The sequence below is a fragment of the Kineothrix alysoides genome (genome assembly GCF_000732725.1).
Taxonomy (GTDB): Bacteria; Bacillota; Clostridia; order Lachnospirales; family Lachnospiraceae; genus Kineothrix; species Kineothrix alysoides.
This window is the reverse complement of sequence record NZ_JPNB01000001.1, coordinates 857961-884360: the sequence shown is the minus strand read 5'-3', so window position 1 is coordinate 884360 and position 26400 is coordinate 857961. Positions and strand designations below refer to the sequence as shown.

Below are 26400 nucleotides of genomic sequence, written 5' to 3'. Positions count from 1 at the left end.
TCATTCTAAACTCAAGTGACACCATCCCATCAGTTAGAATTTCTGACACCTTTTTCACCCGTTTTTGACTCCAATTTTGACACCTTTTGACTCCAATTTCGCCCCAAAACATACGATATTTTACGATAAGAAAAAGCACTTCCTAATCCCTCAAAACCGCATGAAATCTAGGCATTTCCTAACACTTCTTACAACTCGTATGGCGTTACCTGATATACATAATAATTCAGCCAGTTCACATACAAACAGTTGCAATGCGCTCTCCACTGGAGATTAGGTCTTTCCTCCGGGTCGTTATTCGGGTAATAATTGTACGGAATATCTATCGGAAGCCCCTTTTCTTTATCGCGCACATATTCGTTATGGAGCGTCATGCGGTCGTACTCCGGGTGTCCCATGATGAATATCTGCTTTCCTTCCCCTGCCATGCAGAGCGTCACTCCTGCTTCCTGTGATTCTGCCAATACCATCAATTCTTTGCATGCATGGACCTCATGAGTGGAGACCGTCGTATGGCGGCTGTGGGGAACGAGAAAATTATCATCAAATCCCCTTACGAGGGGAATCTTCCGGTTCATTATCTTATGCTCGTATATGCCGAAAAGCTTTTCCGGAAGGAGCTCCTTGCACAGTCCGTAATGATAGTACAGCCCTGCCTGTGCTCCCCAGCAGATATGTAAGGTGGAGGTCACATTGTTCTTGGACCACTCCATGATTTCGCATAGTTCATCCCAATAATCCACCTCTTCAAAAGCAATCTGCTCCACCGGCGCCCCTGTAATAATCAAACCGTCGTACTTGTTTTCCTTCAGCTCATCAAAGGTATTATAAAACTTATTCAGATGATTCATAGAGGTATTGAGAGAGCGATGGCCGTTCATTTTCATAAAGGTCACATCCACTTGAAGAGGACTGTTCGACAGCGCTCTTAGCAATTGAAGCTCCGTATCCTGTTTGACGGGCATCAGATTCAAAATACAGATTTGCAGTGGACGAATATCCTGATGAAGCGCTCTGTTTTCATCCACTACGAATATATTTTCATTTTCCAGTATCCCTTTTGCAGGCAAATCATTCTGTGTCTTAATTGGCATGATTTTCTCCTCCTAAAAACTGTTCTATAAATTGTTCCTCTGTAAGAATCGGCACTTGCAGCTCCTTAGCCTTCTTATTTTTCGATGATGAAGAAGCAATATCGTTGTTGATCAGACAATCGGTTTTCGATGTCACGCTCCCGGTAACTTTTCCGCCCTTTTTCTCGATCACTTCTTTCAAATCGTTGCGGCTGGAATAAATATTAAGGCTTCCGGTAATGACAAATACCTTGTCGGCCAACGTCTCGCTGCCAGCTTCCAGCGCTTCCACTTCGATTTCTATCTCCTTTAAAAGATTCTCCAGATTCGCTTTGTTGTTTTCTTCTCTGAAATACTGATAAAAGGCTGCGGCTATTACCCCGCCGATTCCGTCTACTCCGCTTAAATCCTCCGTATCTGCCTCCATCATAGCCTTAAGATCATAGCGGTAATACCTGCATATCATCTTCGCATTCGCCAGCCCTATGTTGGCGATTCCAAGGCTGTAAATCAACCGGGGCAAAGTCGTCTTTCTTGAGATTTCGATACTTTTTATCAGGTTTGTATATGATTTTTCACCGAATCCCTCCATCTCAACGATTTCATCCTTATATTTCTCTAGATGGAAGATATCCGCATATTCATGAATATATCCTTTGGCGATGAATTTCTCCAAAGTGGCCTCCGAAAGACCTTCGATGTTCATGGCATCCCTGCTTACAAATAAGGTAAAGGCCTTTATTTTCTTCGCACTGCAAAATGGGTTAATGCAATATAGCGACTGTACCTCATTTACTTTCCTGACCTCTGTATCTCCTCCACAGGCCGGACATTCCTTCGGAGGCTCCACGTTATCGCTTTCTGTCAGATTCTCTGCAATCTGCGGGATAATCATATTGGCCTTATATACAGTAATACGATCTCCGATTCCCAGCTTCAATCCGCGCAGAATGCTTATATTATGCACCGACGCACGGCTCACGGTAGTTCCCTCCAGTTCTACCGGTTCGAAGATAGCTACGGGATTAATGAGACCGGTTCTGCTTGGACTCCATTCGATTTCCTTCAGCACCGTTTCCCTTACTTCATCTTCCCATTTAAAGGCAATGGAATCCCTGGGGAATTTGGCAGTGGTCCCCAGCGATTGCCCGTAAGCGATATTATCATAAACGATAACCAATCCATCCGACGGCACATCGTAGTTCTCAATCTTCTTTTCAAAATCTTCAAGAGTGGAGATAAGGGTATCCCTGTCTACTTTTTTAAACTCGACTGTCTGAAAACCCTGTTCCTGCAAAAATAAAAACTGCTCCTCCCTGGAATTATGAAAATCCACGTCATCCGCTTTCACAAGGGCAAACGCAAAAAAAATCACATTCCTTTTTGCAGTAATCTCATTATTCAACTGCCTTACGGAGCCGCTGCAAAGATTTCTGGGATTTTTATATTTTGCTGCATCCTCTTCTATACCTGCATTTATTTTGTCGAAATCGGAATATGTTATTACAGCCTCACCACGAAGGATCAATTCTCCTTTATAAGGAATGGATATCGGCAGATTGCGGAAGGTCTTCGCATTATTCGTAACGACTTCTCCCACCTCCCCGTTTCCTCTGGTAACCGCTTTTGCAAGTTTTCCGTCAAAATATGTCAAAACAACGGTTAATCCGTCTAATTTCCACGACAATAATGCAGTTTGTTCCTGCAACCAGTCCTGAAGATCTTCTCTGCTCTTCGTCTTTCCCAAAGATAACATCTGTCTTTCATGGCGCTCCTTGGGCAGCTCATCCACAGCCGCATAACCTACCTGTATCGTGGGGCTGTTTGCCAGAACCGTTCCCGTTTCTTCCTCTAACCGGACCAGTTCGTCATACAATTTATCGTATTCAAAATTGCTCATGAATTCCGTATCTTCCGCATAATACGCCTTAGAAGCCCGGTTGAGTAATTCCGTTAATTCCCTTATCCTTTTTGTTTTATCGTCTTTTTTAGTCATGTCCGGCAACTTTTCCCTCAATCTGTTTCTTACTATATTATCATTCTACTCCTATACTTTCAAATACTAATTTCCAATTATTGTGAACTACATCCCGCATGCTTGATATAACTGCTGCAATTCCTCTCCCTGAAGCCGGCGGTACTCTCCAGGCTTTAAGCTTGCAAGCTCAATATTCATAACACGTGTTCTTTTTATCTCCTTCACCTCATAGCCCAAGGTTTTCGACATCCTCCGGATTTGTCTGTTGACTCCTTGGGTCAGAGTTATATTAAAAGTGTACTTTCCAATCTTCTTAACTTCGCACGGCCTTGTTGTAATGCTTAGCTCTTCCAAACGAACGCCTCTCGCCATCGCTTCCAAAAACTCCTGCGATATTTCCTTATCTACCCTTACCACATATTCTTTTTCATGACGGTTGGCTCCACGCATCATAGCATCGATCAGCATTCCGTCGTTCGTCATGATGATCAGCCCCTCGGAATCCTTGTCCAGCCTGCCCGCATAAGTCAGCCGAACCGGAAATTTCAGCTGGTCGCTGATCTTCTTCTCCGCATATTTATCACGCTGCGTACAAGTAACCCCTACTTGCTTATAATAGGCCAAAACTACTTTTTTATTCTTCTCGCCTATTGTTTTTCCGTTTACTGTTATCGTATCCGAACCGCATACCATACTGCCAATAACGGCTGCTTTCCCATTTACCGTTACTCGCCCTTCTCCAATCAGCTTATCTGCATCCCGTCTGGAGCATACGCCGCATGCCGCCAAATATTTATTTAAACGTTCCATATTCTTTTCCGCCATTTTTTCACCAGCCAGCCTCTTTTATACTTATCACTCATATACTTCGGGCAACGAGCAGAAAGGAATTCACCTCTGTCTGAAATGAATTCCGCACCTTAATTTGCCTTATTTATTGTACCACATCTTCGCTATATCTAACAACCTTATACTCTTTGCTATTAATTTTTACTTTCGCTGCATTCTGATGCCAGATTATCACATATATTTCATATCCACACATAATACATAAATCATTCCGAAGTCCGATTCATATGCTTTGGAATAAGTGGAACATAAATTCCCCGTAGCGCTTGATATGTATTCATGAGACACACACAGTTCATCCCTTTGTCTATCCGCCTGATTGAAATACCGCTTCGCCTTATGGTCGTCTCCGGGCTCTGCCGGTTTAAAAGCTCCTGTCCTTCCTACTTCCACCAGATGGCCCATTACCGTATGGCTTATCTGCCTTCCGTCGCTGCCAATTACATAGGCACATTCAACATGAGCTTCTTCCTTTAAGCAGTCCTTTAGTGTTTCATCTATTTTATTTTCCGTACAATCCTTTAACGCCCTCAAAGCTTTCTTCATAAAGGCTCCTGCCTCGTTATCAACCAGGCTTTTTTTCAAAACAACTCTTTTGGCGGGGTCTATAATAAAGGTGTCCAAAACTTCTTTCAGCTTTGCAGTTTCCTCATAAAGGCAAGCATTTGTCCCTGCATTTTCCTGAGCCAGCGCAGCATTGTTTTGAATGGTTGAGGATATTCCCGCAATAGTATCTACCATTCCCTTTATATTTTCCTTTTGTTTTGCCGTATTCCTTGCAATCTCCAGACTGTCCTCGTTTATTTCGCCAAGAGAATCCTTCATTTGCGCAAAGCGGTCTGCCGTCAGGTTTACTACCGTCTGACATTCCCCTACCTTAGACACGCTCTCCTCTATCAAATCCCCCGTCTGCTCCACCGCCTTCGTAGTTTGTTGCGCCAATTCCCCTATCTCCTGCGCTACCACCGCGAAGCCTCTTCCGTGTTCGCCGGCCCGCGCCGCTTCGATAGACGCATTCAGGGATAGGAGCTTCGTCTGAGAAGAAATGGAATGAATCATATCCGCCACCTTGGAAATATTGCCCGAGGCTATATTTACCTGCTCCATAGCATCTACCATTTGCACCGCGTCAGCATATCCTTCTTTCGCGTGCGCCATCAGCTCCGTCATACCTGCGCATATTTTGTTCACACTATCGTAATTTCTCTCCGTCTCCTCATATACGCTGTCGGCTTTTACCGTTACCATATTCATTTCCTCCGCTATATGCGTTTCATTTTCTGCCAAAAGCACGGTGGTATGGTTAGCCTGCTCCCCTATCTTGTTAATCTGATTCATTATATCATTAATCTTAATAAACGTTTCGGACAATGATACCGTTATTTTAGTAAGCGCTGTTTTTATCGGAATAAAATCTCCGTAAAATTTAGCGGTATCCGATATCTGAACGAGTAAATCGCCTACCGACAGGTGAGAAAGAACTCCCGATATTTCCGCTATGTATTCATCCAGTACGATTGCAATATCATTGATATCATCACTTACCTTTTGAAGATGCTCCTCTCCCGCCTCGATTTTATCGATATCCAAGTTCCCTTTGGCAAGCCGGTTCGTTTGCTTCCTAATTGCCTCGCAATCCTTCTCAAGTTGTCTGTACATGCTTCTTTTGCTCATCATGGCTTCTTCTCCTTTTTGGTTTAAATTAGGTAAAGTGCGCGATGCGGACTTTTCCGATTTTAATAAAAAAAGCTTGGGCAAGGCAATACGCCTTATCCAAACTTCTTCGTTCAGCATTATATGTTTTTTTTAATTCTTTTCACGTTTAATATATTATCACAGCATGCGTGCAATAGTAAATACCTAAACTATAAAAGAAATAAACCATATTCGCAATAAGTTACTGTTCACTCCGTTCTCAGCAACACATGATTTCTGTAATGCAAAATTTTTGCATGTAAATTCGCTCTGCGAAACAGAAATCACCTCTTGAATCACGTTCTTACGTAGCTTAACAACAAGTGTTAAGCCACTGTGTGAACAGTAACCGCAAAAATACAAAATCCATTGGCGGATTACTACCTTAGCTATTACTATCTTCCTTTAACGCACATTTTACCTCTTGCAACTTTCCGTATCACATACTATAATAAAGATATAAAAAGAGAGCAGCCGCCCACAAAGTGGTTAGCCTCAATAAATGATAAAAATAAGTCACTCGTCCGGCTAAGACAAGAGTGGCTTATTTATTTTCGCTTGTTGTTCCTATCTATATAGGCAAGCAGTGCAATCAGAAACGAACCGCCTAAAAACAATAGGCTGATAGATTCGTATGTATTCATCCGCACCACCTCCCTTCTCTTTTCAAGTTCGGGAGGCTACCACCTTGTACACGATTACTCTCTAGAGAAATCATATCACATCTTTCTGTTATAAATAATCTTATATTTCTATAACTTTTAGACTATATTACGCATAAATTTTTAGGCAAATTTTTATCATATAATCCTGCAAATTTTCTAAACAAATAGCGTGGTTAAGCCATTTACAGCCACCACGCCATTTTCATTTTTATGCATCTTTTCTAAAAAATCCCTTAAACAATTCCCTGCGCGCTCATAGCTTCTGCAACCTTAAGGAAACCTGCTATATTAGCTCCTGCCACATAATTTCCTTCCATATTATATTTCTTGGAAGCCGTATCAAGGTTGTGGAAAATATCTACCATAATGCGTTTTAACCTGCTGTCAACTTCTTCAAAAGTCCAGCTAAGTCTTTCACTATTCTGGCTCATCTCTAATGCGGAGGTAGCTACGCCGCCTGCGTTGGATGCTTTGCCGGGGCAGAACAGAACTTTATTCTCCAGAAAGTAATCGGTAGCTTCCAGGGTGGTAGGCATATTTGCGCCTTCTGCAACTGCGAAACATCCGTTAGCTACGAGAGCCTTCGCATCATCGAGGTTGAGCTCATTCTGTGTTGCACAGGGAAGTGCGATATCGCATTTTACGCTCCAAACGCCGTTTCCTTCATGATACTGTGCGCTGGATCTGGCTGCTGCATAATCCGTCAGTCTTGCACGTTTCACTTCTTTTATTTCTTTTAATAAATCCAAGTCTATTCCTTCGGAGTCATAAATCCAACCTGTAGAGTCAGAGCAGGTAACCGGCTTTGCACCGAGCTGCTGCGCTTTTTCAATAGCATAAATAGCCACATTTCCTGCGCCAGAAACCGCAACCGTCTTACCCGAGATATCCTTGCCGTTACATTTTAACATTTCTTCTACCAAATACAGCAGACCGTAACCTGTAGCCTGGGTTCTTGCGAGGGAACCGCCATATGTAAGGCCTTTTCCCGTAAGAACTCCTTCGTAGATGTTGCGGATTCTCTTATACTGTCCGTACATAAAGCCAATTTCTCTTGCACCTACGCCGATATCTCCTGCCGGTACGTCGGTATCCGCGCCAATATGTCTGTAAAGCTCTGTCATAAAGCTCTGGCAGAAAGCCATGACCTCTCTGTCTGATTTGCCCTTAGGATCGAAATCGGAGCCGCCTTTACCGCCGCCGATAGGAAGTCCGGTAAGAGAGTTTTTAAAAATCTGCTCAAAACCTAAGAATTTGATAATGCCAAGGTTAACAGACGGATGAAATCTCAAGCCGCCCTTGTAAGGTCCGATAGCGCTGTTGAACTGTACGCGGAAGCCGTTGTTCACCTGAACCTGTCCCTTATCATCCACCCAGGGAATGCGGAACATAATGATTCTTTCCGGTGTAACCAGTCTTTCCAATAAAGCGTTCTTTTTGTACACTTCTTCATTTGCTTCAATTACCACACGAAGGGACTCCATAACCTCTTTTACCGCCTGAATGAATTCCGGCTGCGCCGGATTCTTTGCAACTACCAAGTCAAATACCTCATCAACATATGACATCTACGTGTCCTCCTTTAGTTTGATTGTATAGCGAATTGCTCTATGTGAACAAAAGTGTGCTCATATATACTCTCGCAGCCAAATACTTTGGCAGCACAGCTTTTGTTTCGCGCGCGTAGCTGCGCATTCATGGTTTCTGTAATAGAAGTATTTTCCTAATTACAGAAAAAAAGCACAAAAGAACAATCTTTTGTGCCAAGACGCCTTTGTCCACGTATTATTATATAATGCTGATAACAATTTCACAAGACACTTTAGGGTATTAAACTGTAAAAGTTTTAGGCCATTTTTGACCGTTTTTTTATACACATTGTACAATAATACGTGTATACAATCATAAATATTTCTTCAGCCGTTCAATATTCTTTTCCTCAAAATCCATTAATTCCTTCGCGATTTCCAGTGAAGTATCCTCCGCATGCTCATGGTGGTTCAAATGCTTGCACATATCTGTTATTCCCCGGTTACTTCCCTGAATCATCACTTCTGCGATATGGCTCGTGCTCGTATCGAACATCGTGTTGGAATGAATGCCTCCTACCAGCATCATCTGGCTCACATTATTCGTGCGATACGGCTCCGATTTTGCCTCCAGAATCTTATCCAACGCCTTATTATGGATTTCAGAATATTTTAAAGCCTGCTTGGATAATTGTACCGCCAGACTATCGTCCAAAACTTTTTCACTTATCGTATTGATTGCTTTCATTGCCATTTCCGTATTCTTCTGCACTCCGCGCAAAATTTCCACATCGTCTTTTTTCATCGCACACTCTTCCTTTCCAGCCTCGCCGGCCCTACCTATTTCCATCAGAATATTTTTCAGTAAAAAACTAAACAGAAAAGGTGTAAGTATAGCTTTCTATACTTACACCTCAATTCCTCTGATTAAGAGTATGCGCTCTTTTTTATATTTTATTCAAAGGGATATTTGATTCCCCACTCATATCTGAGACTATCCATCAGCCTCATGACGCGAATCGTTTCCGCATGCGGCATCTGGGGACATTCTATCTCTCCGTTCTGCAGAGCCTTCGCGCAAGCTTCCACTTCGTATTCATAGCCTGAAATCTGCTTCGGACGGTTATATTTCTCTACTTTATTATAGCTGCTGTCATACACTGTCATACTCTCGAAATTGTTGATATTCTCGATTACCGCAAAGCCCTTGGTTCCGTATATGATTCCTTTTCTGTCGCTTAACGAAAGCATAGAACTGTTCAACACAGCCATCTTTCCGTCCTCGAATACCATCGTTATGCTGTTCTGCTCATCCACGCCACTCTTCGTATAGGTACATACAGATGACAATTTCTTTACTTCTGTCCCGAATATCATCGAAGCGAAATTAATCGTATACACTCCTACGTCGAGAAGCGCACCTCCTGCAAGTGCAGGGTCCGTCAGGCGGGATACACCGTTAATTACATAGCCAAGGTTCGCAGTCAGCATCGTAGGAACACCAATCACTCCGCTGTTTAGTACTTCCTTTATCGTTTGAAGCATAGGCATGTAACGGGTCCATATTGCCTCTGTTATAAGCACATTTTTTTCTTTTGCCAAGGCGATTAATTCCTCTGCCTGTGCAGCATTGGCTGTGAAAGCTTTTTCACAGAGCACTGCTTTTCCGTTTTCTATACATAGCCTTGCATGTTCATAATGCTCCGAATGGGGCGTCGCAATATAGACCAAATCCACCTTTTTGTCCGCAACCAGTTCCTCGTAAGAGCCATAGGATTTCTTACATCCGTATTTTTTAGCAAATTCTGCCGCCTTATCCTTATTTCTGGAACCTACCGCATAACATCTTGCGGTCTTCATCTTATTCAAAGTCTGTGCCATCGTTGCGCCGATGCCTCCGGCTCCCAGAATTGCCACGTTTATCTTATTGTTTAAATTCATATCCTGCACCATTCTCTCCTCTCGATCAAAGATTTATTACTGTTCAGCTCGCAGCTTCATAGCAAGAGTTAATGCACAGAAATGTTGCTGCTCAGTCTTTCACGCTTGTAAATTATTCCACATAATCGGATTTGACATACGCAGTCTGTCCCTTATATTTTACTTTCGTCCAGCCGTCCGCCTGTTTCATCACCAGCTCCAGCTTCTCGCCGACATATACGAGTCCTAATTTCTCACCGGTCTCACTGGCAGTCTTTCTGATGTTGACATTTTCTTTTACAGTTACTGTAGTGCCGTCACCGGTAGTCTGTGTTACTGTATTTGTTTCAGCTTGCGCTGTATCTTGACTTGTCTGCTCTGTTTCGGATGCTGCCGCAGCTTTTTCTACGGGCTCCAGATATTCTGTCTTAATGAAAGCATCTTTTCCATCGAAAGTAATCTTGCTCCAGCCGTTTCCTTTTTCCTCCAGCAAGGTAAATTCATCGCCAATCTGCGCCTTACCCACCTTATCGGCTGTCTCGCTGTCGGAGCTTCGAACATTGACTACATCCGTTGCGCGCACCGTCTTTGTCACGTTCACCGGAGCTTCTTCGGCAACTTGTGCTGTCTCTGCCCCCGCAGCTTCCGTTGTCTCGGTATTTTCCTCAGCCGCAGTTTCTTCCTGCACCTGAGAAGCCTCTGCTTTTGCAAGCGCTTCACCTACAGAAACATCGATCCTCTGTGCCAAATCTACGAGAAATGCGTTCAATTCCTCGTCACTTTCCAAAAGCTCATTGTATTCTACTGCAACCTTATTGTTCAAATCAACCACATCGTCCTGAAGAGAAATATCTCTGATATAGTTTGTTACAACGGAATTATCTTCGCCTTCGTTAATATAGCAGTTCCCGTTCTCATCCGTGCATACATAAAACGCCTGCATCCCGGGTACCATTTCGTCATATTCGGTAAACTTCACTTTGGAATATACATATACCAGATAGGAACCTTCTACCGGCCCTGCTTTCGTGTACACATCGAGCTGCGGATAGGAGTCGATATATTTGCTCATTTCCTGGATTCTTATTTTTTCCGTATCGTCCACAAACGCATTGATGGAGGAAACCGTATCCAAATCTCCCTCCGCCAAAGCAGAATAATAGCTGCTCACAAGCGCGTTTACTGCCGGATATGCATTTTCCTCAAGAGGAAGCTCCGGTACAGTTTCCACATCCTCTGTCAAAAGTGCTGCAGTATCCGCTACCTCTGTGCTCTCCGCCATCTGCGCTTCTTCTTCGGCAGCCGCTTTTTTATTCGCATTGACCGCGATGAGAACCGTAAATAGCACACAAACTACGAGGATGACCGGCATTACTATTTTCGCATGGTCGGATATCCAATCCTTTATATCATCCAATCTATCTTTTATGCTGTTGTTCATAGATGATTTTCTATGCCTACTCATAAAATAAAACTGTCCTTTCTGTCCTTACTTCCCTTCTTTTATTACTCAGAGTGATGTAAATGCACCCGGCAGGAATCGAACCTGCATTAAAGGCGTCGGAGGCCTCCGTTCTATCCATTAGACTACGAGTGCATAAGAAATTGGTACTTATAAAGTTATAATATATTACAAATTTGTTACATCACTCTGATATAATATCATAACAATTTCTTATTGTCTAGTGTACTTTTTGTGAACATGCCCAATAGGGAAAATTTGGATTACTATTTGGATGCCCTAGAATAGCTTTGTAATTTTGTTCTCCTTTCTGGAATAGAGATATACCGCATCCGTCAGCACATCCTCAGGATCCACCTGCGTTTCGTTGATATCGCAGACCATTCTCCAAAGCTGTATCGGTTCCTGATTTCCGTCGTCGGGTATTAATATGATTTCATGAATAGAACTTGGAAGAATGAATAAGTCTTTACAAACTGCATTGGAAAATCTACGCAAAGCATTCTCATACAGCAGCGTTGCGGCTCCAAACAGCTTGTTCTCATTTCCCATAACGAACATTTGTCCACAGCTTCCGCAATCCGTCACCGTAGATAGCAATTGCGAAGCTGCATTATCGAACCATTCTTCATCGGGCATAAAGCCGTCTTCTCCGATTCCTGTAACAAATTCCTTCTTCAGATCCTGTGAAAAAATTTCCTGCATCATCTTCTCGATAGGCAGCACTCTGGCCGGAAGCAGTCGCCTCGTATTTTCTTTCGCATCCTCATACAACATTTCCTTCGTAATGCCCCACAGCTTGAGGTGATTGTTATAGATTAAAATAGTAGCTTTGCTTAGCTCTTTTTCATCGACACTGCAATAAAATACCACGGCCATATCGAGGAAAAGAAAGTGAGGGATCTCTTTCAATATCTCTTTATTTTTTTCATACCCTATTACTTTATATGCTACTTTTCCCTTCAGCTTTCCATAATCCAAAAAAAATTCCATGTCCAAACTTTTCTTAAAGCTGCTTTCCCTATAAATCCGTCTTATTTCTTCAATAATATCCTGCAAGGTTTTTCCCCGCTCGTATTCTTCGAAAAATTCATCGAGATAAATATTAGGGGATATGTTTCTTCCCTTCTTAGCTATTACTACGCTATTTAATATTACTCCGTTATTCTTCGTGATCTGGTTTACCTCAACGGTTACCTCTCCTCCAAAACAAAGCTCTAATTCACCCTTTACCTTCTCGCAAAATTCCATGATTTTCATGTAAAATCCTCTTTCTTTCTAATTTGTTGTTTTTTAGTTTGTGATTTGCGGTAACGACGTACCATGACTGTGCGGATTTTCCGCCGAAGATTTGCTTGGCATCGAAAAAAGTATAAGATGCCAACTTTTATGATTTGAATAATAAAAAAAGACAACGGAAAAATTCATATTTCCATTGTCCTATAAGCTTAAATGATAGTTGATACAGATTATGCTCTGGAGAGATATTCTCCCGTTCTTGTATCGATTTTGATTACGTCGTTCTGATCCACGAATAAAGGAACATAAACGGTTGCTCCCGTCTCCACAACAGCAGGCTTTGTAGCTCCTGTTGCCGTGTCTCCCTTGAATCCTGGTTCTGTATCCGTAATCTCCAGTTCTACGAACAGCGGCGGCTCGATAGCGAATACATTTCCGTTATGGGAACATACTTTAACCATCACATTCTCCTTTACGAATTTCAGAGAATCGCCTACCGAGGCCTCATCGAGTCCGATCTGCTCATAACTCTCTACATCCATAAAATGGAATAAATCACCGTCTGAATATAAGTACTGCATATCTTTTCTATCAATACGTGCTTGCGGGCATTTCTCGGTGGGTCTGAATGTTTTCTCAATTACACCGCCGTTCTTAACGTTTTTAAGTTTGGTTCTTACGAACGCTGCCCCTTTACCCGGTTTTACGTGCTGGAACTCAATAATCTGGTAAATATTATTATCTAATTCAATAGTAATACCATTTCTGAAATCACCTGCAGAAATCATAAAATATTCCTCCTAAAATTTTCACGTTATAATTCTATAACAGTTTATACTAAAAGCTCACATATTTCAACTATTTTTTCTAAACTTTCATTCGAACCCTAATACCTATTCTAAGGGTTTTCTTTGCTAACAACAGACAGACAATAATCGATTGCTTCCAAATACCCTTCCAGCCCATGACCATATATTTGTTTATCGCAGACCGGAGCCGTTACGGACACCTTTCTGAATTCCTCCCGCTTCGTTATATCGGAAATATGTATCTCCACCTTAGGTACTGTTATACTGGCGAGGGCATCTCTGATCGCATAGCTGTAATGAGTATATGCTCCGGGATTAATGACGATGGCCTCCGTCTGGTCGAAGTAGGAATCCTGAATCCTATCTATGATTGCTCCCTCGTGATTGCTTTGAAAGACCTCTATCTTACAGCCCGTTGCTTCCCCTTTCCCGGCAATCAGCCCCAAAAGATAATCGTAATCCTGCGCTCCGTAAACGCTCTTTTCCCTGATTCCGAGAAAATTGATATTAGGTCCGTTGATAACAAGCAGATTCATTCCTTTATTTCCTCCATTTTCTTCACGATTTCATCCAGTATTTCATCAAAGTCTTTCCCGTCCACATCGATGACCATATCCGCAGCGCTTTCATATATCGGCGACCGCTTTTCTAAAAGCTCCCTTATTTTCTCCTCCGGGTTACTGCCTTGTAAAAGGGGCCTGCTCATATCTTCCGACAGCCTTTCGCAAACGGTAGGCGCAGTCACTCTTAAATAAACTACTTTGCCAAGCTGCTTTAACAGCTCCCTGTTTTCACTCCTCATGGGAAGGCCGCCGCCCACCGAAATGATCTGGTTATCCGGCTCCTGCAAAAGTTTCCTCAGACAGTCCGTTTCCAAACTTCGAAACTCTTCTTCCCCATATTTATCAAAAATCTCTGAAACCGTCATACTGCTCAGCTTCTCGATCATCCTATCCGTATCCGTCATCGCCTGCTTTAGCAAATATGACAGCCGAATTCCTACACTTGTTTTTCCGCAGCCCATAAAACCGATTAAAATTATATTGTTCATGCTTCTCCAATTCCCATCGCAGCTTTCATCTTCTCGTATACGATAAGCGCATCTTCTTCCGTTACCGATATATCATTCCATAGCTCATATGCTATTACACCTTGATACAGCAGCATCTTAAGGCCATGGAAGGCCTGTCCGCCCGCTTCCTTTACAAGCGACATAAACTTTGTGTTCGCAGGCCTATATATCAAATCGAAGCCGGTGTGAAGCATTTCGAAAAAATCCTTGTCCTGTATTACCACATCCTCTACGTTAGGATATAGTCCTACGCTGGTCGCTTGTATGGCAAGATATTTTCTTTCTCGCGGCAGACTGGCGTAATCCCGCATCTCCATGGCTGTGACGCAGTCAGTTTCGAGAAGGCGATTTACCTCCGATGCTATCTGATTCGCTTTATCTAATGTGCGATTTAAAATATATACCTTTTTTGCTCCCTCCAAGACACACATAAACGCCACCGCCCGCGCTGCGCCGCCCGCACCTAAAAGTATAACGTGCTCGTCCTTCAGCCGGATTCCCTCACTGCACATCGCCCTATATAAACCCGGCATGTCGGTATTATACCCCTTATATCCCGCCGCCGTCCGTACTAACGTATTTACCGCACCGATCCTCTGCGCCGTCTCATCCGTCTCCGCAAGGTATTTCATAACCTCACTCTTATAAGGAACCGTCACGTTCAACCCTAATATATTCAGTGCATACGCTCCTTCTATTGCCGCCTTCACGTTTCCGTTCTCCACATGGAAGGGCATATATGCCAGATTCCTTCCTTCTCTTTCCGCCAAAGTGTTGTGAATCATTGGAGACATAGTATGCTCCACCGGATTCCCAATCAGACCGCAGGTCCTCGTATATCCGTCTATCTGCCTCATTTTTTGCTCCTCTCCCTGGGTTTTTCTTTCTTCCTGGAATTCCTCAAATAAAAGAACAGCACGATTTTCTCCAAATATCTTTTTAGAACGATTTGTATCTCTTCCTTGGGATGAATGGGCTTTACTAAATATGTCCTGATTCCGGCCCGATTCGCTCCCCATACGTCCGTAAAAATCTGATCACCCACGAACAGCGTATTTTCCTTCGTGGTGCTCATCCGCTCCATAGCCTTCAGATAGTTTCCTACCGAGGGCTTGCCTGCTTTATAAATGTATTCTGTGCCCACCGCGTCGTTAAAGCCTTTTACCCTGGGCTCCTTGTTATTGGATAACAATATGATGTGATATCCCAGTGCCTTCAGCCGCCCGATAAAATCCTTACTTCTTTCATCCGCAGGCGCCCCATGGGGGACCAGCGTATTATCGATATCGAAGATTACCCCCCGATACCCTTCCTCGTATAGCTTATTAAAATCGATTTCATAAGTAGAATCTGCATATTCATCGGGATAAAACCTCTTGAGCATATTCATTCCGTCCTTTTAGCCATAGCCTTTCGGCCTTCCTCTTCATTTTTTAATAAATATATCTTAACAAAGTAACTCTCGCTAAGCAAGCAAAAAAGAAGGATGCCCCGCTTGGAACATCCTCACACTCTTTATTTTTTTATAATCACAGTTCCGTCGATATCACCGTCATACTCCAAATCCGGCTTTCCACCCACAAAATACTGATATTCCTCAAAAATCTTATCTCTTCGCATATCAGAAATCGCCTGCTGAATATCCAACTTAGCAAGGCTGCTCTCGCTTCCTATGTAATCATAGGATTCTTCTTTATTAAAAGTAAGTGAAATGTTATTTATATCAGTAAAGGTCTTCTTTACTTCTTTCAGAGAGTAGTCAGAGGAATCCGGCTGCTTCTCCGGCATCGGCTGTATTTGCGCTTCTTCAATAATTCGCTTCGGCTGTGCCTGCAAGGAATCATGAGATTTCGGCATTCCTATTACTTCTATCATCCTCATAACTCTCACCACCTTTCTTCTTTACATAAATTACTCCTTTGCTTATTATTTATATCGGATATAATTTGTATTTTCTTTAGTATATCCTAGTACTATTGTACTATTTATTTTCATATTTTACAACATCTATTTATTGCCAGAAGAGGAAAACATAAGGAAAAAATCTCTGCTTCTTATACTTATAATTTATTTCTGTTTCGTAAAATAGTTTCCAAAATGTGAGCTTTTTTTTATTTTAAAACAATAAAGTACTGCCCGTCGCAGACTATGCGATAAGAAAAAAAATTCCCTAGGTGCCATATGTGATGCCGGCATTATTACCGCCAACGGCTCCGCTGCTTTGGAATTTGCAAGAGAAATTCTGTTGCTGCTAAAGGCCAAGCCGGAAAATGCTGTTTCCGACTGGTATCAGCTCAATCGGTCAGGCTTTTATCCTCGCTGATTCCCGCCGCCTCTAAAAGCGTCTGCGTGTACTCGTGTTTCGGTGAAAAATATACCTCCTGCACCTTTCCCATTTCCACGATTTCGCCCTTTTTCATAATCATCACCCTATCGCACATCTGATAGACCACTCGCAGGTCATGGGATATAAATAAAACGGACAGATTCATATCCCTGTGGAGTTTCAGCAAAAGTTCTATAATCTGGGCCTGAATCGTCACGTCCAGCGCCGATACCGGTTCATCGGCAATCAATAGCTCCGGCTCCAGCATCAGAGCACCTGCCAAAGCGACCCTCTGTCTTTGCCCGCCGGAAAGCTGCCGCGGATACCGATCCGCAAAAACATCGTCAAGCCCTACCCTGTCCAGCATCTCTCTTACTTTTTCCAGACGCTTCGCTTTGGTAAGACCTCCCCTTAGCTTAAGAGGCTCCTCCAATATCCATCCTACCTTTTTCACTGGATTCAAGGAGCTGTAAGGGTCTTGGAAAACCATCTGCGGACGGATGCCTTTGTTGTTCTTGGAAACATCGTAGGTTATCTCTCCGCTTTCATGCTTGATCATATTAAGGATTGCCTTGGCTAATGTTGACTTCCCGCAACCGCTCTCTCCCACCAGTCCAAGAATCTCTCCTCGTTCTATTTCAAAGGAAACATGGTCAAGCACCGGTACATGTTTTTTATATGATACACTTAAATCGCTGACAGCAAAAATAGGTTTATTTTGAATATTCTTATTTTCCATTCCCATTCCCCCTATTTTCTTACACATTTCGGAATCGCCGCTATCAGCTTTTTCGTATATTCTTCCTTGGGATTCTCAAAGATTTCCTCTGAACTTCCGGTCTCCACAATATAACCGCCTTGCATTACAATTACCCTTTCACACAGTCTGCTCACCAGGCTTAAGTCGTGGGAAATAAAGAGAATCGCCGTTTTCTTCTGTTCATTGATCTTTTTTAACAGTTTCACAATCTGTGCCTGTATCGTCACATCCAACGCAGTAGTCGGTTCGTCCGCAATCAATAGTTTAGGCTCACATATAATAGCCGCGGCCAGCATTGCTCTTTGCCGCATGCCTCCCGACAGCTCATGGGGATACATCTTATATACCTTTTCCGCCTCCGTAAGCTCTACGCTTTTTAGAAGCGAAAGAGCAGTTTCCTTGCGTTCCTCCTTCGGTATCTGGGTGTGAAGGCGCAGGCTTTCCTCCACCTGCCATCCGATTTTCTTCACAGGATTCAAGGAAGTCATGGGTTCTTGAAAGACCATGCCGATTTCTTTGCCCTGAAGCTTACGAAGCTGTGCGCGCGGACAAGAGAGCAAATCCATCCCTTCGTAGAGAATCTGCCCCTTTTTTTCCATATCGTGGCGGCTTAAAAGTCCGGCAATCGCAAGCGCTGTCATGGATTTGCCGGAACCGGACTCCCCTACAATGCCGACGATTTCTCCTTCATTTAATGTCAAATCGAAATCATATACAACCGTTTCCGGCACGAGATGGTCGTGAAACTCAATATTCAAACCTATCACTTCGAGTAAGGGCGATTTTTTATCCATCATTCTTGACTCCTATCTGCGTGTTTTCACACGCATACAAATCAGGGGGAGTGAATATTTATTTTTCACTCTCGGCTCCGATTCCTTCGCTGAGAAGACTGAAGCCGAGCACCATCCATATAATTACGGCCCCCGGAAATATCGCGTATGCCGGTGCCGTAAACAGATAAGACTGCGCTTCCGACAGCATGCGTCCCAGGCTCGCCTCAGGAGGCTGCACGCCGATTCCAAGATAGCTCATTCCGGCTTCCGCCAGCACCGCATTATTGAATCCTATGATAATCGCGGAAAGCAGTACCGGCATGGCATTAGGAAGTATATGCACGAACATGATGCGCCAGTCTCCCGCTCCCTGCAGCTTGGCACTTTTTACATAATCCATATTCCGGTATTTTAAAAATTCTCCCCGCACAATACGGGCAAAGCTGGGCACAAAAGCAATTCCAAGCGCAGCGATGACATTGTTCCTGCCCGGTCCTAAAATGCTGATAAAGACAAGAGCCAGAAGAAGGCTTGGAAATGCGAAAACAGCATCGTTGATTCTCATAAGAATCTCGTCCAAAATCCCCCCATAATACCCGGTAACTGCTCCTAAAGCAATGCCGAAAACAGTGCCGATAGTTACTGTACATAAGGCCACGAACAGGGTTGTCCTGCTTCCTTGAAGCACACGGCTGAATACATCCCTTCCGAAGTTATCACAGCCCATGGGATGGGCGAGAGAAACGCCGGCGAACTTCGCTGCCGGATCCATGGCATTCGGATCGTAAGGGGTATAAAAAATACCTATCATAATAAGAAGAAGCATCGTTCCGGTAAGGATACCTCCGGCTATTAAATTGTAGTTCTTCTTTTTTTTCATACTCATTCCTGCTCCTGCGTCGATATGCGCGGATCGACCAACTGATATATAATGTCCACTACCAGATTTATGAAAACGACGATAAAGGCAATACAAATAATAATCGCCTCCACCACCGGATAATCCCTGTTGGAAATAGAAGTCAGAAGAATTCTTCCTAATCCGGGTATACTGAACACCTGCTCGATAATGATACTGCCGGCCACCATATCGGCAAGCGCCATTCCCCAAAAGGTAACCACCGGAATAACCGCATTTTTCAATATATGATTATAAAATACCTGATTGCTTCTGTTCCCCCTGCTAAAAGCCGTCCTGACGTAGTCCTTTTTCACTTCGCCGATTACCGAGCTTCGGAGCAGCTTTACCGCCATCGCTGTTTTCGGCAGAGCTATCGCTAAAGCAGGGAAAAACATATAACCGATAAATTGTCCGAAATTTTCTTTATAGGACACGTAACCTCCCGGAGTAAACAGCCGGAAAATCCGTCCGAATAAAAAGGTAATCAGTATTCCTGCAAAAAAAGGCGGAATCGCCATTATAATCTGATTTATAACATAAATGGATCTATCCGCAATACCGCCTTCATGCTTGGCCGTATATATTCCCAAAGGCACGGCCAGAACGAGCATCAAAAGAAAAGCGATTCCAGTCAAAGCAAGCGTAACAGGAATCTTATCCACAATCATTGATTCCACCGGCATTCGGTAGCTGTAGGAGGTTCCCATATCTCCTTTTAAGAACGAACCTGCCCATCTGAAATACTGGGTAAAAAATGAATCGTTCAAGCCCATCTCCTCCCGCAGCGCTTCCACCTTTTCCGGCGTAGCCTGCGTACCCAGCATGGAAGTAACAGGGTCTCCCGACATCACAAAAAAAGACAGAAAAACAAGGAATGAAACGGTAAGCAAGGTAGCTGCCATCATAATGACCTTTTTTCCGATATATTTCATCCTCTTGTCCTCCTGCCTAAAAAAGTTAAGCTTGTACTTTTATTCTTCTACTATATAAAGCTTGGAAAAGTCCTGCACATACAGCGGATAGAATTGATAACCCCCGTATTTTTTGTTGATTGCCACGAATTCCGGTAAATCCTGAATATAGACATTCGCTGCCTCTTCTGACAGTATCCTCTCACATTCCTTGTAGTATTCAGTCTTCTGTCCGTCGTCAGTACTGGAAATCGCATTCTGTAACGCCGTGTCATATGCCGTACTGCTGAAATTGATAAAGTTATTGGAAGCCGTTGATTCGAATCGTCCTAACAGCGCTCTTGCCGTCAAGCTGGAAGCATCCACACCGATTACTGTTGACTCATAATTTCTTCCTGTATAAACATCGCTAAGCCAGCTATCCCATTCTATCAATTGAATCTGTGCCGTTACTCCGATCGCCTTGAATTCCTCTACGAGCACCTGTGCCGTATCGATATGCTGTTGATAGTTAGAGGGCACCGTAATGGTAAAAGAAAATCCGTCCGGATATCCTGCTTCTGCAAGAAGAGCCTTCGCTTTCTCCGTATCCTTGGAATACGTATCGTTTAATTCCTCTATATAGTACTTTTCAAAGGTAGGGAACATACTGCTTCCTATCTCCGTTCCCTTGCCGCCCGATACGAAATCCATAATCTCCTGAGGGTCGATCGCATAGCAAAGAGCCTGCCTTACACGCACATCGGAAAACGGCCCCTCCGCATTGTTCAAATACAGCGCCTGTACCAGATTCATCTCACCCTCTAATACCTCGAACTTATCCGACAATTCCGCCGCCTGCGTTGCAGTCACTCTGGCAATCATATCAACCGATCCGCCTTCCAAATCCATAACAAAGGAATCGGCATTTGCACACACCTTTAAAACTACGTCTTTAATATGCGCGCCTTCTCCCCAGTAATCATCGAATTTCTCCATTACGAAATTCTCCTGCGGGGAGCGGGAAACGTATTTGTATGGCCCCGTTCCAATGGGGTTCGTATCCGGCTCCTGATTGGATTCCGGTATAATCGCCGCCGTCACACTGGCTAAGTCCGCATCAAACTCTGTATTTGATTCCTCTAACACGATTTCTACCGTTTCATCATCGATGATATTTACGCTTTCTATATTAGAAAACGCCGCTATCAGTGGTTCTCCGTTACTGGTATCGGCGCATTTATCAATCGAATACTTGATATCCTCTACCGTAACCAGACTTCCATCGTGAAATTTGATTCCTTTTCTCAATGTAAATGTGTAAACCTTACCGTCTTCAGAGACTTTGTACGCACTGGCTACCGCGGGAACTAAATTACCGTTTGCGTCCGGCTTAACCAGACCTTCAAACATGTTGAAAAATACCTCTTTCGTTCCTGCCGCCACTGCTTTATGAGGGTCAAGACTGTCCTCTATATCCTGAGGTATTCCGACGGTAATCTTAGAAGAATTCTCGCCTGTCTTATCGCCCGAGCACGCGCTCAGTGCAATAGTCAGTGTTGTCAACACAAACACCAAAAAAAGTTTCGTTATTCCTCTTCTTTTCATGTGTTTCAATTCCTTCCTTTTCTTCGTCTATATTTAATTGTCGTTTTATTGTATAAAATTTTTTTTCAAAATGCAAGTACAAAATGCAGTACAATCGAGGGCGGACATGTGCTCCGTTCTTTCCTAAATTAAAAAAGGATTACTCTGCACTTACGAGCAATCCCAGATTATACCTAATATATAAACTTTTTACCGTTTTATTTATCCAAAACTTTTTTAAGCTCATCCATGAATGTGTTAATGTCCTTAAATTCTCTATAAACGGAAGCAAATCTTACATAAGCTACCGCATCCAAATCCTTCAGCTTGTTCATAACGAGCTCTCCGATGACCTGACTGGGTATCTCTTTTTCCTCCATGTTGAAAACCTCTGTCTCCACTTCCTCTACCAACCCCGTAATTTCATTGGCGCTGACCGGACGCTTATGACATGCACGCAGCACGCCCGCTTCTATCTTCGAACGGTCATAGGTCTCTCTGTTATTATCCTTCTTAATAATAATAAGCGGAATCGTCTCTATCTTCTCATAGGTGGTAAAGCGTTTGTCGCACTCGTCGCATACGCGGCGGCGTCTTATAGAATTATTATCTTCCGCCGGCCTTGAATCTATAACTCGCGTATTCTCGTGACCGCAAAAAGGACATTTCATGGATAAACCCTCCTATTTCGTACTATTATTATCAGTATATTCGAAATATCGTTTTATGTCAACTAAAACAATTTTCGAAACCAATCCCGGTAACAGTTATTATATTTTCTCCAGCTCTTTTTCAAATTCTCCCAAAACCCAGCCGTATGTGTCCTTTTCCTCGTATTCCCGGAATCCCCTCTCCACGACCATACCAAGGCGCTGCCAGATGCGATATACCTGAATGCGTTTCTTTTCATTCTCCGTAAATTCAGTTTTTCCATACCCTTCCAGAAACTCCCGTCTCGGCTCCGGAACGAAATCGTGAAAATCATGGCTCATAAGGGGATCTCCATATAAAATTGCCGCGTAATCCACAAGCCCGGACAGCTTGCCCTCCTTTACCATCACATTCCCGTCCCAAGTATCCGTATGTACGTAGCAAGGCGCGTCCGCACCGTCCAGCACCGCTTTCATATCCCTAATCTTGTTTCGCAGCTCATCGCTTGTGATTTTCGGGATTTCCATGTGCTTATCCTCCGCATCTTTAAGCAGCATATCGAATAGGTTATAAATAAAGTCGCCGTTCTTATCGGTATAGGTTTCCGGCATAGCCGGAATTCCAAAGCGGGGGGCCGGTATCGAACAAATCTTTCTCGTTATCACGCCAACTTGCTTCTTGATCCCACCCAATTCCTTCGGTTCGATATCATTCATTCCTGCCAAAGGCTGTCCCTCGAGAAAGCTCATAAAGAAATAAGGCACCTGACAGATTTCTCTGCTATCGTCATAAAAGAGAAGCTTTGGCATCGGGATGTCCAGCTTGTCATTCAATATTTTCAGCAGCTTTGCTTCTATCGGAACATAGTCGCACTCGTGCCGCATCATCGCCACGGATTCCTCCGATGCAATTTTTAATACCACAGTTTCTTCGTCCGCATGAATCAGATAAACAGCACTGCAAAAGCCGCCCGACAGCTTCTCCGCGCTAAACTGCCCGACCTTCCGACCTAAGCCGCGCTCCGTCATCTTCTTTAAAGTTTCCTCCGATTGCCAGAACTTTGTAGCCGCATTTATTACATTCCCCATATGTGTTATGCCTCCGTCCGCTATATTATAATCTAATTAACTTATATCATATTACTGGGGAAAAATGTATGAGAATTTGAAGTTTATTCTCTTCCATTTTCTACTTTTTCGATTCCTGTAACCCTTGAAACAGACCTTATACTATAGAAAGCCGATAGGCCTTCAAGAAATAAAAAGACCGCCACACCCTGCTTTTTAAATGATTTACGCGATAAATTACACTTTACAGCAATATATTCGTCGATTTATAATGCTTCTTGTAAAAGGGGAAAATAGTGATATGAAGTCCGTCTTCTGTCAAACCAACATTAAAGACTTTACAAAGTCCAGTCATATTTAACGGCAGCATTGCGACAGCGGCTGTAACGTCAATGAAGAGGGAGTGTCAAATTGACACCCCCTCTTCATTCTTATCCGTATGAAATACCAAATGGCTTCTCTCGTATATTTTAAATTTCTCCAAATACGCATTTTCTTTCGGAATCCATTCCTCTTCAAAACGCTTCAACATCTTTTCGCCGTTTCTTTGCAGGATGCGTCTTCTCTGCTCCTCTTTTTCTATGTCTAAGGCAATCTTCAAATCATAAACCCGTCCGAAAAATGGATGCATACTATAGGCGCCCTCTATGATATTTAACTTCTGGGGTCCTATGATTATTCCATTTCCTATAATTTGCTTTTTACAATTAAAAGCTCTGTATATAACCGTTTCTCCTCGGCGTACCTCCCAAAGGATCTTGCCGAAACGCTCATAATCCACATTCCCGCCTACCTCTGCAAGCCGTGCCTCTGTTCTCTGCTGTGGCCGCAGGAAAAAATCATCCATATGGAATATATTTCCGCCGAGTTCCTCATGAAGTCTGGCAGCGAGGGTACTCTTCCCGCTGCCGCTTTTTCCATCTATCGCTACGAGAATTGTCCCGTTTGGATTTTCAGTCTTGATTTTTAGTATTGCCTCTTTTGCATCCTTTAATATTGACATATTACTCCATAACCTTCGATTTCCTGAATATGATAATAAGCAAGGGAATCAGAACGAGCTGTAAAATAATGCCCGGTATCGCATTGACGAACATTCCCGTCATAAACATTTGAATGGAATAGCCGTTTCCCTCTATACCATATAATACCACATTTACCGCCCCCGCGACAATACGTCCAATAATCATTGCTGCAATTAAAGTTATGTAAATCATACTGTTCTTCTTAGGCAGCCTGTTATATAAAAATCCCGTCACAAATCCATAAACAGCCAGCTCAAACGCCATAGAAACCGCTACCGGAAACATGGGCGGCATTCCAAACAGTACGCTTTTAAGAATCGGCACGATAAACCCTACCGCCAATCCATACGGAGCTCCGCAGATAAAGCCGCAAAGAAGCACCGGTAAATGCATGGGAAGCAGCATACTTCCTACACTTTGAATCTGTCCCGTCAGGAACGGAAGTACCACTCCCAGCGCAATAAACAGTCCCGACCACACCACCTTATAAGTTTTTGATTTTCTCATTTTCAATCTCCTTCCATAAATCAAACAAGTACCAAAAAGACGGCGTTCTTCCCAACGCCCATACCTTCCTGGTACTTGTTTCCTTAAATAAATTTATTATAATTTCTTCAACAATCCTGCACTTCTGCGCAAACGGAGGCTTCTGCCATCCAACTAGTAGTTAGTATAGCAAATCCCATTCTTTCTTGTCAATAGTCCAACCGCTGTTACTATTCAGCCTTCTATACCGCGAAGTCGAAATTGCGTCTCTATGCAATTTCGCGAAGGCTGTATGCCTATGCCGTCAAATAATTTTTCATAATACGCAACGCATTTTTTTCCAGTCTCGACACTTGTGCTTGCGAGATACCTATCATATCCGCCACCTCCATCTGTGTCTTTCCTGCGAAAAAGCGCAGGCTGATTATTTCGTTCTCCCTTTCACCCAGCCTTTTCATCGCTTCACTTAAAGAGAGATGCTCGACCCAAGTCTCTTCTTTATTCTTTTTATCGCTGATCTGATCCATCACGTAGAGCGTATCTCCTCCATCGGTAAAAATCGGATCGTATAAGCTCATCGGATTTTGTATGGCATCCAAGGCATAAACGATATCCTCCTTTGATACTCCGATTTCTGTGGCGATTTCGTTGATGGTCGGCTCTTTTAGATTTCTCTTGGTCAGATTCTCCTTCGCGTAAATTGCCTTATAGGCCGTATCCTTCAAAGAACGGCTGACTCTTATCGAATTGTTATCCCTAAGGAAGCGCCTTATTTCGCCTATGATCATAGGAACCGCATAGGTGGAAAACTTTACGTTCAAAGAAGAATCAAAGTTATCAATTGCCTTAATCAGCCCGATGCAGCCGATTTGAAATAAATCATCCACATTTTCATTGCTGGAAGAAAATCTTTTGATTACGCTTAACACCAGACGCAGATTCCCTTCGATATACTGCTCTCTCGCCTCTTTATCGCCTTCTTCAATTCTGGAAAATAAAGCTTCTTTTTCCGCACTTTTGAGAAGAGGCAGCTTCGACGTATTCACTCCGCATATTTCCACTTTTCCTTGTATCATTTTTACGCCTCCTGCATTTATGATTGATTCAGACAAGCACGCGACGCGGCCTTCCTGACTGTGAATCTTATATATAAAATGATTCACAAAAAGAGGTGAAATTATACATCGTCTGCTTAAACATTAAAACATAAATATCCGCTGAAATATTTAAGCAAAAATAGAAGTACTTCATGCAGAAATCAAACGTTGCTGAGAACGAAGTGAACAGTAACGGAATCATTTCTCATATGCCGCATATATTATGGTAAGTATTGATAGGATGTGTCCATATGCTCTTTTCCGAACTAAAATGTAAACAAGTCATCAATCTCAAGGACTGCAAATGTCTTGGAAGAGTTATCGATTTAGAATTTGAAGAATGTTCCGGGCAAATCTGTAAAATTATCGTATCCAACAACAATAGGCTCTGCTCTTGGTTTAACAACGAACCCGAATTCATAATCTGCTTCAAGGATATCAAAAAAATCGGTCCCGACATCATCATTGTAGACATCGGACATTGATAAGGTAATGTCCAAAAGTTACAAATATCTCATATTAATGAGGAGGTGTTAAGAATCA

Annotated in this window: 27 protein-coding genes and 1 tRNA gene; 1 reads left to right on the top strand and 27 read right to left on the bottom strand. The window is 43.0% G+C overall.

The window, feature by feature from the left end; translation table 11 throughout:
• Positions 1-188: 188 nt before the first annotated feature.
• The 27 genes from metA to sigG all read right to left on the bottom strand — a co-directional run bounded on the left by metA (position 189) and on the right by sigG (position 25836).
• Positions 189-1094 (bottom strand): homoserine O-acetyltransferase MetA, encoded by a 906-nt coding sequence (gene metA, locus CC90_RS0104240; protein ID WP_031389578.1) that lies wholly within the window; start codon positions 1092-1094, stop codon positions 189-191.
• Positions 1084-3069 (bottom strand): NAD-dependent DNA ligase LigA, encoded by a 1986-nt coding sequence (ligA, locus tag CC90_RS0104235; protein WP_031389577.1) that lies wholly within the window; start codon positions 3067-3069, stop codon positions 1084-1086. The genes metA and ligA overlap by 11 nt, the downstream gene beginning before the upstream one ends.
• Positions 3070-3156: 87 nt before the next feature.
• Complete coding sequence (locus CC90_RS0104230) at positions 3157-3861, bottom strand: pseudouridine synthase (RefSeq protein WP_031389576.1); 705 nt, start codon at positions 3859-3861, stop codon at positions 3157-3159.
• 210 nt (positions 3862-4071) lie between these two features.
• A complete protein-coding gene (locus CC90_RS0104225) occupies positions 4072-5577 on the bottom strand; it encodes a methyl-accepting chemotaxis protein (RefSeq protein ID WP_031389575.1) in 1506 nt (501 codons plus the stop codon).
• A gap of 566 nt (positions 5578-6143) precedes the next feature.
• Positions 6144-6239, bottom strand: coding sequence for a putative holin-like toxin (locus tag CC90_RS24540; RefSeq protein ID WP_242843240.1), 96 nt, complete (start codon positions 6237-6239; stop codon positions 6144-6146).
• A 254-nt stretch (positions 6240-6493) separates the two neighbouring features.
• A complete protein-coding gene (gene gdhA / locus CC90_RS0104220; RefSeq protein ID WP_031389574.1) occupies positions 6494-7828 on the bottom strand; it encodes an NADP-specific glutamate dehydrogenase in 1335 nt (444 codons plus the stop codon).
• 334 nt (positions 7829-8162) lie between these two features.
• The gene (locus CC90_RS0104215) at positions 8163-8594 is read right to left on the bottom strand and encodes a hypothetical protein (protein WP_031389573.1); all 432 of its coding nucleotides are present in this window, start codon (positions 8592-8594) and stop codon (positions 8163-8165) included.
• 149 nt (positions 8595-8743) lie between these two features.
• A complete protein-coding gene (locus tag CC90_RS0104210) occupies positions 8744-9712 on the bottom strand; it encodes a Gfo/Idh/MocA family protein (protein ID WP_031389572.1) in 969 nt (322 codons plus the stop codon).
• A gap of 130 nt (positions 9713-9842) precedes the next feature.
• The gene (locus CC90_RS0104205; RefSeq protein WP_081905864.1) at positions 9843-11174 is read right to left on the bottom strand and encodes an SH3 domain-containing protein; all 1332 of its coding nucleotides are present in this window, start codon (positions 11172-11174) and stop codon (positions 9843-9845) included.
• A gap of 60 nt (positions 11175-11234) precedes the next feature.
• Positions 11235-11306 (bottom strand) — tRNA-Arg (locus CC90_RS0104200).
• Between the two features lie 144 nt (positions 11307-11450).
• Entirely contained in the window at positions 11451-12431 is a 981-nt protein-coding gene (locus tag CC90_RS0104195; protein WP_031389570.1) for a DUF5688 family protein, read from the bottom strand.
• 209 nt (positions 12432-12640) lie between these two features.
• Positions 12641-13198 (bottom strand): elongation factor P, encoded by a 558-nt coding sequence (gene efp / locus CC90_RS0104190; protein WP_031389569.1) that lies wholly within the window; start codon positions 13196-13198, stop codon positions 12641-12643.
• A gap of 110 nt (positions 13199-13308) precedes the next feature.
• The gene (gene aroQ, locus CC90_RS0104185; RefSeq protein WP_031389568.1) at positions 13309-13755 is read right to left on the bottom strand and encodes a type II 3-dehydroquinate dehydratase; all 447 of its coding nucleotides are present in this window, start codon (positions 13753-13755) and stop codon (positions 13309-13311) included.
• Positions 13752-14270: a shikimate kinase gene (locus CC90_RS24535; RefSeq protein WP_031389567.1), complete on the bottom strand. Its 519-nt coding sequence runs from the start codon at positions 14268-14270 to the stop codon at positions 13752-13754. The genes aroQ and CC90_RS24535 overlap by 4 nt, the downstream gene beginning before the upstream one ends.
• Positions 14267-15148 carry a shikimate dehydrogenase gene (gene aroE, locus CC90_RS24530; protein ID WP_031389566.1) on the bottom strand — a complete coding sequence of 294 codons (882 nt, stop codon included), beginning with the start codon at positions 15146-15148 and terminating at the stop codon, positions 14267-14269. The genes CC90_RS24535 and aroE overlap by 4 nt, the downstream gene beginning before the upstream one ends.
• Entirely contained in the window at positions 15145-15675 is a 531-nt protein-coding gene (locus tag CC90_RS0104170) for a YqeG family HAD IIIA-type phosphatase (protein WP_031389565.1), read from the bottom strand. Before CC90_RS0104170 ends, aroE begins: the two co-directional genes overlap by 4 nt.
• Before the next feature lie 131 nt (positions 15676-15806).
• Positions 15807-16172: a hypothetical protein gene (locus tag CC90_RS0104165; RefSeq protein ID WP_031389564.1), complete on the bottom strand. Its 366-nt coding sequence runs from the start codon at positions 16170-16172 to the stop codon at positions 15807-15809.
• Positions 16173-16585: 413 nt separating this feature from the next.
• On the bottom strand, positions 16586-17356 hold the full coding sequence (locus CC90_RS0104160) for an ABC transporter ATP-binding protein (protein ID WP_031389563.1): 771 nt from the start codon (positions 17354-17356) through the stop codon (positions 16586-16588).
• Positions 17357-17367: 11 nt separating this feature from the next.
• The gene (locus CC90_RS0104155) at positions 17368-18174 is read right to left on the bottom strand and encodes an ABC transporter ATP-binding protein (RefSeq protein WP_051869281.1); all 807 of its coding nucleotides are present in this window, start codon (positions 18172-18174) and stop codon (positions 17368-17370) included.
• A 55-nt stretch (positions 18175-18229) separates the two neighbouring features.
• Entirely contained in the window at positions 18230-19033 is an 804-nt protein-coding gene (locus CC90_RS0104150) for an ABC transporter permease (protein ID WP_031389561.1), read from the bottom strand.
• 2 nt (positions 19034-19035) lie between these two features.
• Positions 19036-19986, bottom strand: coding sequence for an ABC transporter permease (locus CC90_RS0104145; RefSeq protein ID WP_031389560.1), 951 nt, complete (start codon positions 19984-19986; stop codon positions 19036-19038).
• Between the two features lie 39 nt (positions 19987-20025).
• A complete protein-coding gene (locus CC90_RS0104140) occupies positions 20026-21552 on the bottom strand; it encodes an ABC transporter substrate-binding protein (protein ID WP_031389559.1) in 1527 nt (508 codons plus the stop codon).
• A gap of 197 nt (positions 21553-21749) precedes the next feature.
• Positions 21750-22202, bottom strand: coding sequence for a transcriptional regulator NrdR (gene nrdR / locus CC90_RS0104135; protein ID WP_031389558.1), 453 nt, complete (start codon positions 22200-22202; stop codon positions 21750-21752).
• 99 nt (positions 22203-22301) lie between these two features.
• Entirely contained in the window at positions 22302-23270 is a 969-nt protein-coding gene (locus CC90_RS0104130; RefSeq protein ID WP_031389557.1) for a phosphotransferase family protein, read from the bottom strand.
• Positions 23271-23655: 385 nt separating this feature from the next.
• On the bottom strand, positions 23656-24252 hold the full coding sequence (locus tag CC90_RS0104125) for a uridine kinase family protein (RefSeq protein WP_051869280.1): 597 nt from the start codon (positions 24250-24252) through the stop codon (positions 23656-23658).
• A gap of 1 nt (position 24253) precedes the next feature.
• Positions 24254-24781, bottom strand: a complete 528-nt coding sequence (locus CC90_RS0104120; RefSeq protein ID WP_031389555.1) for an ECF transporter S component — start codon at positions 24779-24781, stop codon at positions 24254-24256.
• 275 nt (positions 24782-25056) lie between these two features.
• Complete coding sequence (gene sigG, locus CC90_RS0104115) at positions 25057-25836, bottom strand: RNA polymerase sporulation sigma factor SigG (RefSeq protein ID WP_031389554.1); 780 nt, start codon at positions 25834-25836, stop codon at positions 25057-25059.
• A 272-nt stretch (positions 25837-26108) separates the two neighbouring features.
• Between sigG and CC90_RS0104110 the strand changes: the two genes are divergently transcribed.
• Positions 26109-26342, top strand: coding sequence for a PRC-barrel domain-containing protein (locus CC90_RS0104110; RefSeq protein WP_031389553.1), 234 nt, complete (start codon positions 26109-26111; stop codon positions 26340-26342).
• Positions 26343-26400: the final 58 nt, after the last annotated feature.

What these genes read in the sequence shown, in the direction of transcription:
- CC90_RS0104110 (WP_031389553.1), top strand. Translation starts at nt 26,109, where the DNA reads ATGCTCTTTTCCGAACTAAAATGTAAACAAGTCATCAATCTCAAGGAC.
- CC90_RS0104195 (WP_031389570.1), bottom strand. Translation starts at nt 12,431, where the DNA reads ATGAAAATCATGGAATTTTGCGAGAAGGTAAAGGGTGAATTAGAGCTT.
- CC90_RS0104145 (WP_031389560.1), bottom strand. Translation starts at nt 19,986, where the DNA reads ATGAAATATATCGGAAAAAAGGTCATTATGATGGCAGCTACCTTGCTT.
- gdhA (WP_031389574.1), bottom strand. Translation starts at nt 7,828, where the DNA reads ATGTCATATGTTGATGAGGTATTTGACTTGGTAGTTGCAAAGAATCCG.
- CC90_RS0104125 (WP_051869280.1), bottom strand. Translation starts at nt 24,252, where the DNA reads ATGTCAATATTAAAGGATGCAAAAGAGGCAATACTAAAAATCAAGACT.
- CC90_RS0104230 (WP_031389576.1), bottom strand. Translation starts at nt 3,861, where the DNA reads ATGGAACGTTTAAATAAATATTTGGCGGCATGCGGCGTATGCTCCAGA.
- ligA (WP_031389577.1), bottom strand. Translation starts at nt 3,069, where the DNA reads ATGACTAAAAAAGACGATAAAACAAAAAGGATAAGGGAATTAACGGAA.
- metA (WP_031389578.1), bottom strand. Translation starts at nt 1,094, where the DNA reads ATGCCAATTAAGACACAGAATGATTTGCCTGCAAAAGGGATACTGGAA.
- aroE (WP_031389566.1), bottom strand. Translation starts at nt 15,148, where the DNA reads ATGAGGCAGATAGACGGATATACGAGGACCTGCGGTCTGATTGGGAAT.
- efp (WP_031389569.1), bottom strand. Translation starts at nt 13,198, where the DNA reads ATGATTTCTGCAGGTGATTTCAGAAATGGTATTACTATTGAATTAGAT.
- CC90_RS0104120 (WP_031389555.1), bottom strand. Translation starts at nt 24,781, where the DNA reads ATGAGAAAATCAAAAACTTATAAGGTGGTGTGGTCGGGACTGTTTATT.
- CC90_RS0104215 (WP_031389573.1), bottom strand. Translation starts at nt 8,594, where the DNA reads ATGAAAAAAGACGATGTGGAAATTTTGCGCGGAGTGCAGAAGAATACG.
- sigG (WP_031389554.1), bottom strand. Translation starts at nt 25,836, where the DNA reads ATGATACAAGGAAAAGTGGAAATATGCGGAGTGAATACGTCGAAGCTG.
- CC90_RS0104155 (WP_051869281.1), bottom strand. Translation starts at nt 18,174, where the DNA reads ATGATGGATAAAAAATCGCCCTTACTCGAAGTGATAGGTTTGAATATT.
- CC90_RS0104170 (WP_031389565.1), bottom strand. Translation starts at nt 15,675, where the DNA reads ATGCTCAAGAGGTTTTATCCCGATGAATATGCAGATTCTACTTATGAA.
- CC90_RS0104160 (WP_031389563.1), bottom strand. Translation starts at nt 17,356, where the DNA reads ATGGAAAATAAGAATATTCAAAATAAACCTATTTTTGCTGTCAGCGAT.
- CC90_RS24535 (WP_031389567.1), bottom strand. Translation starts at nt 14,270, where the DNA reads ATGAACAATATAATTTTAATCGGTTTTATGGGCTGCGGAAAAACAAGT.
- CC90_RS0104205 (WP_081905864.1), bottom strand. Translation starts at nt 11,174, where the DNA reads ATGAGTAGGCATAGAAAATCATCTATGAACAACAGCATAAAAGATAGA.
- CC90_RS0104165 (WP_031389564.1), bottom strand. Translation starts at nt 16,172, where the DNA reads ATGAGGATGATAGAAGTAATAGGAATGCCGAAATCTCATGATTCCTTG.
- CC90_RS0104150 (WP_031389561.1), bottom strand. Translation starts at nt 19,033, where the DNA reads ATGAAAAAAAAGAAGAACTACAATTTAATAGCCGGAGGTATCCTTACC.
- CC90_RS0104225 (WP_031389575.1), bottom strand. Translation starts at nt 5,577, where the DNA reads ATGATGAGCAAAAGAAGCATGTACAGACAACTTGAGAAGGATTGCGAG.
- aroQ (WP_031389568.1), bottom strand. Translation starts at nt 13,755, where the DNA reads ATGAATCTGCTTGTTATCAACGGACCTAATATCAATTTTCTCGGAATC.
- CC90_RS0104130 (WP_031389557.1), bottom strand. Translation starts at nt 23,270, where the DNA reads ATGGGGAATGTAATAAATGCGGCTACAAAGTTCTGGCAATCGGAGGAA.
- CC90_RS0104140 (WP_031389559.1), bottom strand. Translation starts at nt 21,552, where the DNA reads ATGAAAAGAAGAGGAATAACGAAACTTTTTTTGGTGTTTGTGTTGACA.
- nrdR (WP_031389558.1), bottom strand. Translation starts at nt 22,202, where the DNA reads ATGAAATGTCCTTTTTGCGGTCACGAGAATACGCGAGTTATAGATTCA.
- CC90_RS24540 (WP_242843240.1), bottom strand. Translation starts at nt 6,239, where the DNA reads ATGAATACATACGAATCTATCAGCCTATTGTTTTTAGGCGGTTCGTTT.